The 14,709-nt window shown below is 68.2% G+C and carries 13 protein-coding genes and 1 pseudogene; 6 read left to right on the forward strand and 8 right to left on the reverse strand.

Annotated features, from left to right (window positions below):
- The 3 genes from AX690_RS24310 to AX690_RS18485 form a co-directional block, all read left to right on the forward strand.
- Positions 1–95 (forward strand): hypothetical protein (locus AX690_RS24310; RefSeq protein ID WP_369798175.1); only part of this gene is annotated, 95 nt, incomplete at its 5' end.
- Complete coding sequence (locus AX690_RS18480) at positions 95–541, forward strand: MerR family transcriptional regulator (protein ID WP_066681192.1); 447 nt, start codon at positions 95–97, stop codon at positions 539–541. The genes AX690_RS24310 and AX690_RS18480, both read left to right, overlap by 1 nt.
- Positions 538–915: a MerR family transcriptional regulator gene (locus AX690_RS18485; RefSeq protein ID WP_066681191.1), complete on the forward strand. Its 378-nt coding sequence runs from the start codon at positions 538–540 to the stop codon at positions 913–915. The genes AX690_RS18480 and AX690_RS18485 overlap by 4 nt, the downstream gene beginning before the upstream one ends.
- 22 nt (positions 916–937) lie before the next feature.
- Here the strand turns inward: AX690_RS18485 and cobA are convergent, their stop codons facing one another.
- The 8 genes and pseudogenes from cobA to AX690_RS18525 all read right to left on the reverse strand — a co-directional run bounded on the left by cobA (position 938) and on the right by AX690_RS18525 (position 11,583).
- A complete protein-coding gene (gene cobA / locus AX690_RS18490; protein WP_066681190.1) occupies positions 938–1,708 on the reverse strand; it encodes a uroporphyrinogen-III C-methyltransferase in 771 nt (256 codons plus the stop codon).
- Entirely contained in the window at positions 1,698–4,376 is a 2,679-nt protein-coding gene (locus tag AX690_RS18495) for a nitrate reductase (RefSeq protein WP_066681189.1), read from the reverse strand. The genes cobA and AX690_RS18495 overlap by 11 nt, the downstream gene beginning before the upstream one ends.
- Before the next feature lie 3 nt (positions 4,377–4,379).
- A complete protein-coding gene (nirD, locus tag AX690_RS18500) occupies positions 4,380–4,730 on the reverse strand; it encodes a nitrite reductase small subunit NirD (protein WP_066681187.1) in 351 nt (116 codons plus the stop codon).
- Positions 4,727–7,192 (reverse strand): nitrite reductase large subunit NirB, encoded by a 2,466-nt coding sequence (gene nirB / locus AX690_RS18505; RefSeq protein ID WP_066681186.1) that lies wholly within the window; start codon positions 7,190–7,192, stop codon positions 4,727–4,729. The genes nirD and nirB overlap by 4 nt, the downstream gene beginning before the upstream one ends.
- Positions 7,193–7,221: 29 nt before the next feature.
- A pseudogene (locus AX690_RS18510) lies at positions 7,222–8,610 on the reverse strand (nitrate/nitrite transporter); the annotation flags it as partial.
- Positions 8,611–8,675: 65 nt separating this feature from the next.
- Positions 8,676–9,821 (reverse strand): CmpA/NrtA family ABC transporter substrate-binding protein, encoded by a 1,146-nt coding sequence (locus AX690_RS18515; protein WP_066681183.1) that lies wholly within the window; start codon positions 9,819–9,821, stop codon positions 8,676–8,678.
- Positions 9,818–10,390 carry an ANTAR domain-containing response regulator gene (locus tag AX690_RS18520; protein WP_066681181.1) on the reverse strand — a complete coding sequence of 191 codons (573 nt, stop codon included), beginning with the start codon at positions 10,388–10,390 and terminating at the stop codon, positions 9,818–9,820. The genes AX690_RS18515 and AX690_RS18520 overlap by 4 nt, the downstream gene beginning before the upstream one ends.
- Positions 10,391–10,680: 290 nt before the next feature.
- Positions 10,681–11,583, reverse strand: a complete 903-nt coding sequence (locus tag AX690_RS18525; RefSeq protein WP_066681179.1) for a LysR family transcriptional regulator — start codon at positions 11,581–11,583, stop codon at positions 10,681–10,683.
- A gap of 156 nt (positions 11,584–11,739) precedes the next feature.
- Between AX690_RS18525 and AX690_RS18530 the strand changes: the two genes are divergently transcribed.
- From AX690_RS18530 to AX690_RS18540, 3 genes are all read left to right on the forward strand, one after another.
- Positions 11,740–12,069: a nuclear transport factor 2 family protein gene (locus AX690_RS18530; RefSeq protein ID WP_066730512.1), complete on the forward strand. Its 330-nt coding sequence runs from the start codon at positions 11,740–11,742 to the stop codon at positions 12,067–12,069.
- On the forward strand, positions 12,066–12,842 hold the full coding sequence (locus AX690_RS18535) for an SDR family oxidoreductase (protein WP_066686398.1): 777 nt from the start codon (positions 12,066–12,068) through the stop codon (positions 12,840–12,842). Before AX690_RS18530 ends, AX690_RS18535 begins: the two co-directional genes overlap by 4 nt.
- Positions 12,843–13,011: 169 nt before the next feature.
- Positions 13,012–14,205, forward strand: a complete 1,194-nt coding sequence (locus AX690_RS18540) for a benzoate/H(+) symporter BenE family transporter (RefSeq protein WP_066686464.1) — start codon at positions 13,012–13,014, stop codon at positions 14,203–14,205.
- The last annotated feature ends 504 nt before the right edge of the window (positions 14,206–14,709 follow it).

Below are 14,709 nucleotides of genomic sequence, written 5' to 3' on the forward strand. Positions count from 1 at the left end.
TCATCCGCGCCGAGCGCGACGGCGTCGTCAAAGCCGTCAACGCCAAGGGCGGCGACCCGGTCGCCGCCGACGAGGTGCTGGTGGAGTTCGCCTGATGGAAACGGCCCTCCCCTCGTCGACGCCACTGGCCGCGCCTTGGCGCGTGGCGCCCATCCATCAAGCCGCGCGCCAGCTTGGCGTCACGTCCCGGACCTTGCGCCACTACGAAGACAAGGGCCTGGTTCAAGCGCATCGTCTGGCTGGCGGCGTCCGCGCCTACGATCCCCATGCTTTCGAAACCTTGAGGACCGTGGTCGCCCTGCGCGAGGTGGGCCTGCCGATAGCCGCGATCCGACGTCTGATGGCGCTGCGCTCCGATCCGGCCGCGCAGAAGCGCGAGCTTGGCCTGGCTCTGGCGATGATCCTGGAGGACCGCAAGCGCGACGTCGTCCGCTTGCAGACGATGCTCGACACCGTCGGCAGTGATCCGGCCCAGCCGCCGTTCGCCGATCACGGGGCTGGCGCGCAGGAAAGCCGCGAACCACCGGCCCGCTCGCGATGATTTCCCGCCAAGACTATGCCGGACCGATCACCAAGTCGGCGGAGGCGATGTTCGCCAGAGCCGAACGCCGCGCGCGCCGCGCGCGCGGGGAGGCCGCGCGCGCCTCCCCCGCCTCGGCAGTCACTCGCTTTCTCGCCAAGCTCGGCCTCTCCGCCTCGACGCTGCGGCGTTGGGAGGAGGCCGGGGTCGTCGCGTTCGAGCGTCGGGCCGGTCGCCGCCTCCTCACCGACGAAGCCCTTGAGCGTGTTCGCCTAGTCGCGCGCATGCGACGCGAGGGCTTTTCGGTTCGCGAAATCGCCTGGTGCTCGCCAGCCGTTCCGCCAAGCCTAGAGCACCTGCGGGCGGCGTTGGACGCGCGATTGACCCATCGCTAAGGGCTTCGTGTCGAAGAGCCGCTCATGCGAAAGCCCTCTGGTCGGCGTGGTGACCGGATCGATTGGCCGCCAACGCGGCGACCTCGCCCACGACAATCAGCAGCGGCCCGCCTCCCCTCCGAAGCGGAGCGGCGCCGAGCTCGGCCAAGGTCATCTCCGCCAGCCGCGCATGCGGCGCGCCGGCGTTCTCGACGGCCGCCACGGGCGTCCCGGCGGCGCGGCCTTCGGCCATCAGCGCCCGGGCCCAGGCCGGCGCCGCCTCGGCGCCCATATAGACGGCCACCGTCGCCTCGGGATCGCCGCCCATCCGCCAGTCGCCCGCCACAGCGCCGTCCTCGACGCGCGCCGTGGTGAAGACGACGCGTCGCGCTTCGCCGCGATGGGTCAGCGGGAAGCCGAACTGGGCGGCGGCGGCGCAGGCGGCGGTGACTCCGGGCACCACCTCGGTCTCGAGGCCGAAGCGGTTCAGGAACGCCATCTCCTCCCCCACGCGGCCGAAGATCGAGGGGTCTCCGCCCTTCAGGCGCACGACTTGCAGACCTCGGCGCGCCAGGCGCAGCATCAAGCGATTGATCTCGTCCTGCTTCATGCTGGGCTTGCCGCCCCTCTTGCCGGTCTGGATCCGGACGCAGCCCGGCGGCGCCAGCGCGACGGCCTCTTCGGAGCACAGGGCGTCGTAGAGCAAGGCCCCCGCGCTCTCGACCGCGCGCACGGCGCGAACCGTCATGAGGTCCACCGGGCCGGGCCCGGCGCCGACCAGCAGCACCTTACCGAGCTTGTTTTTAACCAGCATGAACGGGCTCCTTGGGCGTTGCGAGAAAGGCGTTGATCAGGCGCGTGATTTCGGGACGGCACGATCCGCAGTTGGTCCCCGCCCCCGTCGCCTCGCCGACGGCGTCGGCCGTGTCCGCGCCCGCGGCGATCGCGGCGGTGACGGCCTTCGCGCCGACCTTTAGGCAGGCGCAGACCGTCGCCCCCTTTTCGACCACCGCGCCTGGCGGGCGCCCGAACAGCAGGGCCGAGCGCGCTCCGGCCGTCAGTTCAGCCTGGAACAGATCGACCAGCCAGTCCCGGGGCGGCAGGCGACCGGTCTTTGTCATGTAAAGAACGGCGACCAGCTGGTTGTCCTGCACCCAGGCCTCCCGGCGAGCTTCGGTCGCGGCGTCCTGGTAGGTGACGAGTTCGCCGGCCAGCCTCTTGGTCAGGGCCTTGCGGAGGGCGTCGCGCTCGAGAGCGTCGCCCCGGCCGGCGAACTCGTGCTGCTGGCAGGCGTCTTGGGGAATACGCCGCCAGATTAGATCCGCCCCGAGCGGGGACTTGAGGGCGGATCGACTCAAGAAGAAGCCCTTCCAGGTCTCGCGATAGGGTCGCACGCGAGCGGGGGTGTGCTTGAACTCCGGCTGCCCCGAGGTCGGGTCAATGTTCGGCGCCACCAAACTGTTAGCCCGCCCAGATGGCGCGAAGGCGTCGGTCCAGTGCATGGGCATGAACAGCGAGCCGCGGCGCTGACGATCGCTGATCTTGGCGATCGCCACCGCTTCCGCCTGCGCGGTCGTCACCCGGGCCAAGGCGCCGTCCTTCAGGCCCAACGCTTCGGCGTCGTCCGGATGGATTTCGACATAGGGCTCGGGGGCGTGGCGACAGAGGTCCGGGGCCAGGCCCGTTCGGGTCATGGTGTGCCACTGGTCGCGGATGCGGCCGGTGTTCAGCGACATCGGGAAGGCCGCGCTGGTCGCTTCGGCGGGCCCCTTCGGCGCGACCGGAACCATGCGGGCGCGACCGTCCGGGGTTTGAAAGCGACCGTCGACGAACAGGCGAGGCGTCCCCTCGCCGCCTGCCCCCACCGGCCATTGGAGTGGCGAGAGTTCGTCGTAAGCCTCTGGCGTCAAAGCCGAAAGGCCCGACAAGTTCAGAACGCGATCGCGGTTCTCATAGGCCGTGAGGCGCGCCCACTCGCGAAACACCGCCGCGTTGCTGGCCCAACCGAAGCCATCGAAACCCATGGCGCTAGCCACGTCGGCCATGATCCTCCAATCGGCGCGAGCTTGGCCCGGCGCGGGAAACAGGGCCCGCTGACGCGAGATGCGGCGCTCGGAATTGGTGACCGCGCCGTCCTTCTCGCCCCAGGCCAGGGCCGGCAGCTTGACGTGGGCGAAGGCTGTGGTGTCGGTCTCGACGCAGTCCGAGACCACGACAAAGGGGCACGCCGCCAGGGCTTCGCGGACCGCGCCGCTGGCCGGTAGGCTGACCGCCGGATTAGTGGCCATCACCCAGATCGCCTTGATCCGTCCATCCCTGACGGCCTCGAACATCTCGACGGCCTTGAGCCCCGGCGCGCGGGCGGTGTCAGGCGCTCCCCAGAAGCGCGCGACGCGTTCGCGATCCTCGGGCGTGAAGTCCATGTGGCCGGCCAGGGTATTAGCCATGCCGCCCGTCTCGCGTCCGCCCATGGCGTTGGGTTGGCCGGTGATCGAGAATGGACAGGCGCCCGGCTTGCCAATCCGCCCGGTGGCGAGGTGGGCGTTGATGATGGCGAGGCCCTTGGCCACGCCCTGGGCGGACTGGTTCGCGCCCATCGAGAAAAGGCTGACCGTCCGCGCGTTCGCGGCGAACAGGTCATAGAAGGTCCGCAGGTCTTCGATCGCGACGCCGCAGTCGGCGGCGACAGCGCTGGCCGATTGGTCGATTTCCGCAAGCGCGGCGGTGACTTGCTCGAAGCCGTTCACGTGATTGGCGATGTAGTCGCGGTCGATCGCGCCGCGCTGGATGAGGTCGGCAAGCAAGCCATTCCAGAGCCGCACGTCGCTTTGCGGGGCGATGGCCAGATGCAGGTCCGCCCCCTCGGCCGTGTCGGTGCGGCGGGGATCGATCACGACGTGCTTCTGGCCCCGCGCCCTGGCCTGCTCCATGCGGCGGAAGAGAACGGGATGGGTCCAGGCGGCGTTATGGCCGCTGAAGACGACCAGATTCGCCAGTTCCAAGTCCTCGTAGCAACCAGGCACGAGGTCCGCGCCGAAGGCCTGCTTGTGGGCGGCGACGGCCGAGGCCATGCAGAGGCGGCTGTTGGTGTCGATATTGCCCGAGCCGATGAAGCCCTTCATCAGCTTGTTGGCGACGTAGTAGTCCTCGGTCAGCAATTGGCCCGAGACGTAGAAAGCGACGCTGTCGGGACCGTGGCGGGCGATCGTCTCCTTGAAACGCCGCGCCACCAGCGCGGCGGCCTCGTTCCAGCTCGCGCTCTTGCCGTTGATCGTCGGTTCCAGCAGCCGGCCTTCCAGGCCAACCGTGGCGCCGAGGGCCGAACCCTTGGAGCAGAGCCGGCCCAGGTTCGCGGGATGCGCCGCGTCCCCGGCGATCACGACCGAACGCCCCTCCCCCACCGCGCCCGCGACGCCGCATCCGACGCCACAATAGGCGCAGGTCGTCTTGACGGTTCGCGGGGCGCTGGAGCCGTCGGCCATCGGTCAGCTCGCCGCCACCGGCTGAGCCAGCAGGACGCGGCCATCCTTGACGCGCACCGGCACGATGGGCGTGCACCCCTTGCCGGCGTCGGCGCCGGTGGGCTGGCCGGTGGCCAGGTCGATGACCCAGCTGTGCAGCGGACAGGTCACGCCGTGACCATGGACGATGCCCTGGCTCAAGGGGCCGTGTTTGTGTGGACAGCGATCGACTAGGGCGAACACCTGGCCATCGCCGGTGCGGAAGACGGCGACGTCGCCCTGGGCCGTGGCCACCCGACGCGCGCCGCGCTCGGGGATGTCGGTCACGGCGCCGACGTCGCGCCAGTCCGGGTCGATATGGGCTTGCAGGGTCATTCGGCCGCCATCTCCATCGGAAGGGTCGCCATCGGCGCGAACTCGCCGGCCGCCACGCCGCCGGTGGCGCGCTCGGCCCAGGGATCGATCTGGGCGGTCTCCTGCGATTTCACGAAGCGGGCGTAGAGCGCCGCGCGGCTGTCGAGGTCGTCCACGGTGGCGGCCCGGATCGTGTCGAGGCCCACCCGGGCCATCCACTTGTAGATCCGCTCCAGGTACCAGCCGCCTTCGCGGTACATCTGCATGACCGCGGCGATGACCTGGATTGTCTCTTTCTCGGTGGCGACCTTGGTCAGCACCTCGGTTCCCTGGATGTGCAGGCCCGCGGCGCCGCCGACGTGGATCTCGTAGCCGCTGTCGACGCAGATCACGCCGATGTCCTTGCAGGTCGACTCCGCGCAGTTGCGGGGGCAGCCCGACACCGCCAGCTTGACCTTGGCCGGCGCCCACGAGCCCCACATGAACTTCTCGAGCTTGATCCCGAGGCCCGTGGAGTCCTGGGTGCCGAACCGGCACCAGTCGCTGCCGACGCACGTCTTCACCGTGCGTAGCCCCTTGGCGTAGGCGTGGCCGCTGACCATGCCGGCGGCGTTGAGGTCGGCCCACACCGTCGGCAGGTCGTCCTTCTTGACGCCCAGCAGATCGATGCGCTGGCCCCCTGTCACCTTGACCGCCGGGATGGCGTACTTGTCGGCGACATCGGCGATGGCGCGTAGCTCGGCGGGGCTGGTCATGCCGCCCCACATCCTCGGCACGACCGAATAGGTCCCGTCCTTCTGGATGTTGGCGTGGACGCGCTCGTTGATGTAGCGCGACTGGCTGTCATCGACATACTCGCCCGGCCAGGCGCACAGCAGGTAGTAGTTCAGCGCCGGCCGGCACGAAGCGCAGCCGTCGGGCGTGGTCCATTCCAGGGCCTGCATGACCGCGGGCATGGACTTCAGCTCGAGCTCGACGATCGCCTTGCGCACGTCGCCATGCGGGTGATGCGTGCACTTGCACATCGGCTTGGGACCGGTCTGGGCCTTGAAGCCGTCTCCGAGGGTCAGGCGGATGACCTGCTCGACCAGCGGCGTGCACGAGCCGCACGAGGCCGAGGCCTTGGTCACTGCGCGGACATCGTCCAGCGTGGTCAGGCCCTGGGCCGTGATGGCCCCCATGATCGCACCCTTGCAGACGCCGTTGCAGCCGCAGATCTCCTGCGTATCGGGCATGGCCGCAACGGCCGCGCTAGGGTCCAGGCCCGAAAGGCCCTCCGTGATCGCTTGCCCGAAGATCAGTGTCTCGCGGATCTCGGCGACATCCGTCCCCGCCCGCATCAGGTCGAAGTACCAGCCGCCGTCGGCCGCGTCGCCGAACAGCACCGCGCCGGCGACCTTGCCGTCCTCGATGACCACCCGCTTGTAGACCCCGCGCGCGGCGTCGCGGAACACGATGTCCTCGCAGCCGTCGCCGCCGGCGAACTTGCCGGCCGAGAAGACGTCGACGCCCGAGACCTTCAGGCGCGTCGAGAGGACAGAGCCTTGATAGACCCCCCGCCCCGCCGTCAGCGCCTCGGCCAACGCCCGGCACATGTCCCAGATGGGCGCGACCAGACCATAGCAGTTCCCACGATGCTCGACGCATTCGCCCACGGCGAATACCGCCGGATCGGATGTGCGCATCGCGTCATCGACGATGACCCCGCGATTGACCTGCAGGCCGGCGGCCTTGGCCAAGGAGGCGTTCGGACGGATCCCGACGGCCATGACCAGCAGGTCGCACGGCAGGACGCGGCCGTCTTTGAGCTTAAGCCCGGCGACCTTCCCATTCTCGCCGACGATCTCCTCGGAATGCGCGCCCAGCACCGTCTCGACGCCGCGTTCGGCCAGCGCCTCGCGCAGCAGATAGCCGGCGCTTTCGTCCAGCTGGCGCTCCATCAGGACGTCCATCAGGTGGACGACCGTGGCGCCCATGCCGCGTCGGGCCAGGCCATAGGCGGCTTCGAGACCCAGCAGGCCGCCGCCGATGACCACGGCGCGGGCGCCCGGCTTGCCGGAGGCCTCGACCATCGCCTCAACGTCGTCGAGGTCGCGGAAGGTGACCACGCCCTTCAGATCCGAGCCCGGCAGCGGCAGGCGGAACGGGTCCGAGCCGGTCGCGAGGATCAGCTTGTCATAGCCGACCTCCAGGCCGCCCTCGGCGACCACCTTGCGGCCTTCGAGGTCGACCGCCGTGACGGCGCGCCCCGCGTGCAGGGTGATGGCGTTGTCGCGGTACCAGGCCTCGTCGTTGATGACGATGTCGTCGAAGGTCTTTTCGCCCGCCAGCACCGGCGAGAGCATGATGCGGTTGTAGTTCACCCGCGGCTCGGCGCCGAAGATGGTGATGTCATAGCGGGCGGGATCGCGCTTGAGCACTTCCTCGACCGCCCGGCAGCCGGCCATGCCGTTGCCGATGACGACCAGACGTTCTTTCGTCATGGGTCTATCTCGCTTGTCGGAGGGAAAGATCAGACGCGGACGGCGGCGGCGTCGCCGTGCAGAGTCGGCCAGACGGCGCGCCAGCGGGCCTTGAGGCTGTGGAGAGCGACCAGGGCGAACAGCGCCAGCAGGGCGAAGCCGATGAAGCCGGACTGGTAGGAGCCGGTCATCTTCTTGGCGAGACCCAGGGTCGAGGCCAGGTAGAAGCCGCCGATCCCGCCGGTCATGCCGATCAGGCCGGTCATGACCCCGATCTCCTTGCGGAAGCGCTGCGGCGCCAGCTGGAACACCGCGCCGTTGCCGGCGCCCAGCGCCAGCATCGAGAACATCAGCACCGCCAGCGCCGCATAGGCCGAAGGCAGCTGGAAGCTGGCGACCGCCAGGCCGATCGCCGCGAGGGCGTAGACGAAGCTCAGGGTGCGCACCCCGCCGAAACGGTCGGCCAAGGCGCCGCCCACCGGCCGGATGAAGGAACCGGCGAAGACGCAGGCGGCGGTGAAGAAGCCCGCGATGACCGGATCCAGGGCGTATTCGGAGTTGAAGTACATCGTCAGCGACGAGGCCAGGCCAACGAAGCCGCCAAAGGTCACCGCGTAGAGCAGCATCAGCCACCACGCGTCCGGGACCTTCAGGACGTTCAGGTACTCGCTCAGCCTCTTCGGCGCGGGCTGCTCGGGCGCGTCCTTGGCCAGCAGCATGTAGACGACGAAGGCGATCGCCAGCGGGATGGCCGCGAGGCCGATCACCGTCTGCCAGCCGAAGACCTTGGCCAGGGCCGGCGCGAACAGCGCCGCCAAGGCCGTGCCCGAGTTGCCGGCGCCGGCGATGCCGAGGGCCAAGCCCTGGTGTTCCTGCGGATACCAGCGCGAGGCCAACGGCAAGGCGACCGCGAACGAGGCGCCCGCTACGCCCAGGATCACGCCCAGGGCCAGGACCTGATGATAGTTGTGGATCCCAACGACCCAGGCCAGGACCAGGCCCGCCAGCACGATCAGCTGGCCGATCATACCCGTCTTCTTTGGGCCGATCCGGTCGACCAGCACGCCGTTGACCAGGCGCAGCAAAGCGCCAGCCAAGACGGGAACGGCGACCATCAGGCCCTTCTGGGCGGGATCGAGATGGAAGTCTTTGGCGATGGCCACGCCCAGAGGCCCCAGGATCACCCAGACCATGAAGCTGAGATCGAAATAGAGGAAGGCGGCGAACAGGGTCGGCGCATGGCCGGCCTTCAGGAAGTCGCGGGAGATCATGACGGCCTCGGATGTTTGCGTGTCTGCGAGAGCGGAGCGTCGTCGCTCCGGGTGGCTGACCGCATCCGAGCGGTCCTCTGGCAGCCGCGAACGCCGTTGTTCGTTGGCCTGAGCTAAAGGGAAAACGATGCCGGGCGATCTGTCACGCTGACCGAGACGTAGAGACCGACATCAACGCTCGGCGCTCACTTGCTCATCATTGAGGCAGCGACGGCGCCCGCGAAGAAGGCAGATCAGCCCTGAACACGGGCGATGTCGAAGCTCTCGGCATAGGCTCGCGCGGCGTTCGGGTCGAAGGGGCGTCCATCAAAAAGCCGCGCCTCGACGGGGGCGACGGCGTCGGCGAACACGAGCGCCGGCTCCAAGACGGGGCCCAGCGACAAGGCCGCCTCCCGATAGAGATCGGGCCGATAGACCTGATCGACGATGGCGTTCAGGTCCCGGCTCGGGTCGATCTGTCCCCAGCGGATCATCTGGGACAGGAACCAGAGGCCATGCTCGCGGCGCGGCAGCCCGGCGGCGTCCCGGTGGAAGATCAACTCGTGCTCTAGGGCCCTGGCGATCGCCGTCGGCGTCGCCTCGATACGATCGGGGCCGGCGAGATGCGCGATCAGCGCGTCGCGATTTTCGGGGGCGTCCGCCCAGGCCGCTCCGCGAATGATCGCCCGCAAAAGCGCGCGTAACTCGTCGGGCTTCCGGACGGCCAGCGCCCCGCTGACCCCAAGGACCTTGTCGGGACCGTCTGGCCAAAGCTGAGACGAAGCCGCCAAGATGCGACCTATTCCCTCCAGTTCGGCGACGGCGTTCCAAGGCGCCCCGACGCAGAAGCCGTCGATCTCCCCTGCCCGCATCCGCTCCACCATGCGTGGCGGCGGGATCACGACGAGGCGTACGTCGCGGTCCGGGTCGATCCCGCCCTGCGCCAGCCAGTAGCGCAGCAGATAGTTGTGCATCGAATAGGGAAAGACGACGGCGAAGGTCAGCGGCCCATCGCCCCGCGCGCGCCGTTCGGCGATCAGCGCCTGGAGACATGCGGCCGATGGCGGCGGCCCGGCGAGGCCGGTGGACACGCCTCCCAGCGCCTCGAAGAGCGCCATCGAAACCGTGATCGCGCTACCGTTCCGGTTCAGAGCCAACGGCGCCAGCACGACGCTTCCGGAATCCTCGGCCGCCATCGCCAGGGCCATCGGCGCCAGCATATGGGAGCCGTCCAGCGCGCCGACGGCGACCTTGTCGCGGACGGTCGCCCAGGAGGCCTCGCGGACCAGCTCGACGGCCAGGCCCTCGTCCTCGAAGAAGCCTTGGGCCTGGGCGGCGATCAGCGGCGCGCAATCGGTCAGTGGAATGAAGCCGAGGCGGAGTTCGGACAAGCCGCTCACGAAGCATCCCCCTTCAGCACGCCCACGAAGGCCAGGAGGTCCGCGGCGATCACGCCGATCGGCTTGCCGCGATCCATGGCCAGCTTGCGCAACAGGCGATAGGCCCCATCCTCGTCCAGGCCCCGCTCCTTCATCAGGAGGCCCTTGGCCCGGTCCACGACCTTGCGCGACTCCAAGTCCGCCTTCGCCCTGGCCAGATCGCTACGAAGCTGGCGCGTCAGGGCGAACCGGCTCATGGCCACGTCGAGTATGGAACGAACGCGATTGGGCGCCAAGCCATCGACCACATAGGCGGCGACCCCGGCGCGCACCGCCTGCTCAGCCAAACCCGGTTCGGATCGATCAACGAACATCACCACTGGATGGCCCTGACTCGACTCCTTGAGGCTGTCGAGCGTGTCGCGGTCGGGGCTCTCGGCGGCGATCACCACCACGTCGGGCGCGAAAGCCAGGACTTCGGCTTCGTTATAGAGTGCCGAATGGCGCACCTCGAGGGGCTCGATACCCTCAAGCCCTTCGGCCACCAGTTCGGCTCGGACCTGATCGGGGTCTATCACGAGGACGCGCATGAGGCTGACCTAGGCGTTGTCGGACAGGTTTGTGGAGCGCCGCCACGCCGCTGCTTTTCGTAAAGTCAAAACTGCCCAAATCACAGGCGCCGCCCAATTCGTCCATCAACGCGCTTCAAGCCGGCGCTTACCCCTGTTTAAGAGTGGTTGGTTCGCGGCGGCTTTTGGAGCGTTGACCGCGGCCAGTGCGCTGTGACTACGCTTTCTCCCATACGACCCGCTGGAGTGGCTATGGCGCTCCCTCGTCTATTGGAAGCGTCAGCCCATGGTGCGGTGAAGAAGGGCCTTTGCTAAGCCGCCGCTTGGCGCAAGGCGTACCGACGCGCGGTTTGAACCAACGCCCTGAACGCGGCCGAAGCGTTTCTGCGGCCTGAATAGTAGAGGCAGAGCGGCGCGATCGGCGGGGTCCAGTCCGTCAAGAGCCGGACCATTCGACCGGCCGCGATGTCGTCGGCGACATCGGCTTCCATGAGGTAGCCTATGCCCATGCCTCCCAGAACCGCGGCGCGCACGAGGCTTGTTTCATCGAGGGTCAGGGGCCCCTGGGGATCGAGCTGGATCACTTCGCCCGCCTTTTCGAACCCCCAGCGAAGCAGCGCGCCGTTGGGCAACCGAACCCGAATGCACGGATGGTTCAGCAGATCCGCTGGAACACGCGGCGGATCGGTCAGGTAGTCGGGCGAGGCGACGACGGCGTGGCCGCGAGGGACGCCCAGAGGCAGGGCGATCATGTCGCTCGGAACCAGATCGGCGCGTCGAAGACCGAAGTCAAAGCCGTCCGCCACGATGTCGACCAGCTTGCCCTCCGTGACTAGGTCCACGTGCACCTGCGGATAGCTGCGTACGAAATCCAGGATCAGCGGCTCAAAGATCTCCCGTGCGGCGCTCGGAAAAGCGTTGATGCGCAGCATTCCGGACGGCGTGTCCTGCTGCGACCGCGCCGCCTCCACCGCATCATGGATGCTCTGCACCGCCGGGCGCAACTGCGCGACAAACGCGCGCCCCGCGTCGGTCAGGGAAACGCTGCGGGTCGTGCGATGAAACACCCTCACCCCGAGCCGTTGTTCGAGCTTGGCGACGGTGTTGCTCAGCGCGGTCGTCGACAAGCCCAAATCCAGCGCGCCCGCGCGGAAGGATCCTTTGCGAGCGATGGCCAGCACGGCTTCCAGCTCGATGAGCTTGAGACGCTCCATTATCCCCTCCAGCACAACACCACATGCCGATTTGTCCCGATTATCCGGATGCTGGTCCAGTCCTAAATTGAGCTTCATCAGCCGTCCGAGAAGCCGACTTCAATGGAAGCCGCACCTAGCCCCCCCCCCCTCGCCGTCCTGAAGAAAGGAGCCGTCATGACCATCGCGTTGCCCCGCCCCATCTCCCGCTATTTCGACGCCGACAAAAGCAAGGATGCGGACGCCATCGCCCAATGCTTCACGGGCGGAGCGGTCGTTCGCGACGAACGCAACACCTATGTGGGGCGTGACTCCATCCGTCGATGGAAAGAGCAATCATCGAAAAAGTACACCTACAGCGTCGAACCGTTCGCGATCGTCGTCGACAAGGGCCGCATCGTCGTGACCGCCCACCTTACCGGCGACTTCCCCGGCAGCCCCACGGATCTGCGCTACTTCTTCGTTCTCGAGGACGACCAAATCGCCGACCTGGAGATCACGCTGTGAGCCCGCGCGACTTCGAGGGCGTTCGCGCCGTGGTCACCGCCGGCACCAAGGGCGCTGGGCGCGCGACGGTGGAGCGACTGCTGAAAGGCGGCGCGCGTGTCGTCACCGCCGCCCGTAGCGCCGCCAACGCCCCCATCGGCGCCTCTGTCGTGGAAGTCGACCTGACGAGGCCGGAAGGCGCGGACCAGCTGGCGCGGGCCGCGATCGAACGCCTGGGCGACGTCGACGTCCTGGTCCATGTGCTGGGTGGTTCGTCCTCACCGGGCGGCGGCTTCGCTGCGCTCACCGACACGCACTGGGCCGCCGAGCTCGACCTCAACCTGATGACGGCGGTGCGTCTGGACCGGGCCCTGTTGCCGCGGATGCTGGCGCGCGGCCGTGGCGCGGTCGTCCACGTTTCATCGATCCAGCGGACGCTGCCGCTCCCCGAGTCCACCACGGCCTACGCCGCCGCCAAGGCCGCCCTCACCACCTACAGCAAGGCGCTTTCCAAGGAAGTCGGCCCCAAGGGCGTGCGCGTCAACGTCGTCTCGCCGGGTTGGATTCACACCGAAGCGGCCGACGATCTGATGCGCCGGATCGCCGACAGTACGGGCGGAAACCTTGAGACGGCGAAACAAAGTATCCTCGACGCCCTTGGCGGGATCCCGCTCGGTCGGCCGGCCAAGCCCGAGGAGGTGGCGGAGTTGATCGCTTTTCTGGTGTCGGACCGCACCTCGGCCATTCATGGCGCGGAGTACGTCATCGACGGCGGCACGATCCCCACCGTCTAGCCGCCCAGGGTCACGCCCCGCATCGGCGCCCAGGCCGTCGAGATCAAGGGCGGTCAAGTCCTCGTCCTTAGCCAACCCGAGCAGGCGCCGGCCCGTCGTGCGCGCCGGCGGCCTCGCCGAGAATGACGGCTGGAAACCGCCGACGCTCTCCTGCTATGCGACAAGCTCCATGACTTTCAGAATGCCCCCCGTCACCGCCTGGTCCGCCGCCCTGATCGCCGCCCTGATTGGCTTTGGCGGCACGGTGGCTCTAGTGGTCCAGGCCATGAAGGTCTTGGGCGCCAGTCCTGAACAGACGGGCTCCGCCGTCACCGCCCTCTGCCTGTCGATCGGTCTCGCGGGCGCGGCGATGTCGATCGGCCTGCGGATGCCTGTGGTGCTGGCCTGGTCCACGCCGGGCGCGGCCTTGCTGGCCGGAACCACCGCCCAGCTCTCATGGCCCGCCGCCGTCGGCGTCTTCGTGGTCGCGGCCGTGCTGGCGATCGTGCTGGGCCTTATTCCGGCTCTGGGTCGACTGGCCGAGAAGATTCCAAGCACCGTCGCTTCGGCCATGCTGGCCGGCGTCCTGCTGCCGTTCTGTTTGACCCTTTTTCGCACCGCCGCGGTGGATCCGGTCCTGGTCGGCGTGATCCTGGCGGTCTTCCTCGCGGCCCGGCGGCGCGCGCCGCTGTACGCCATGCTTCTGGCCTTAACAGCCGGAGTGGCCCTGACGCTGGCGCGCGGCGGCCTCTCCTTGCCATCCTCGGGCCAAGTCCTGGGAATGCTGGCGCCTCAAGCGCCCGCCTTTCAGCCCGCGGCGATCATCAGCCTCGCCCTGCCGCTGTTCCTGGTCACCTTGGTCTCGCAGAACCTGCCCGGCCTAGTGGTGCTGCGCACGGCGGGCTATCACCCACCCGCTCGGCCGCTGCTCGCGGGGGTCGGTCTGGCGTCGTTGCTGGCCGCGCCATTTGGCGCCCACGGCGTGAATCTCGCGGCCATTACAGCGGCCATCTGCACCAATCCAGAAGCCCATCCGGACGCGGCGCGGCGATGGATGGTCGGCGTGATCTATGCTGGCGTCTATCTGCTGCTGGCGTTGTTTTCGCCGTTCCTTGTTGGCGTGTTCTTGGCGTTGCCTCACGCGGTGATCGCGGCCCTGACGGGGCTGGCCCTGATCCCAGCCCTGCTCGGCGCGCTAGAGTCTATGTTGGCGCCGGGCGCGGACCGTGATCCAGCGATCGTCACCTTTCTGGCCACGGCTTCGGGGGTGTCGCTGCTAGGCGTTGGCTCGGCCTTCTGGGGTCTGACGGCGGGCTTCCTCGCCCTAGGCGTCCGGGCGCTCCTTCGCCGCGGCGCGCGGGCGAAGCGGGCGGGCTCAACCTAGTATCGCAAGCGTCGGTTACGACTGAAACCCAAGAGCTCGCATCCGGCGTCACCCGGTAACCGAGACCCGTCACCAAACGATCGATGTCGTTCTCACGGGCTCGATCATGACGACTTCCGCGCCCCGCGCTTTGGCGGCCGACGAGATGCCCTCGACGACGCCATGGAGACACCGCCCGTCGCTCAGGCGGTGCCTTGAGCTTCACGCGCCCGCCTCCTCCGCCACTTCCTTAAGAGCTTCGCCTTGGCCGCCGCCGCGATCGCGTCAGTCTTGTCCACGCACGCCTAGGAAAACGTCAAGCGGCCGGTCTGACTATTACCGCTGAAACCGTCCTTTTATTGCGAACCCGCCCACCAACGACGACATTCCATCTCAAGAAAGCGCCACGTTCTTCCGTTCTCTTGAGCATCGGGACGGACAAACCTTAAGGCGCTCACCTCATTCGTCCCCTCCCCGACCCTCGGGACGACGACTTCGGCGCGCCCTTGGCGCGCGTCCTTCGGC

It is taken from the genome of Caulobacter sp. CCH9-E1, assembly GCF_001556515.1.
GTDB lineage: Bacteria > Pseudomonadota > Alphaproteobacteria > Caulobacterales > Caulobacteraceae > Caulobacter.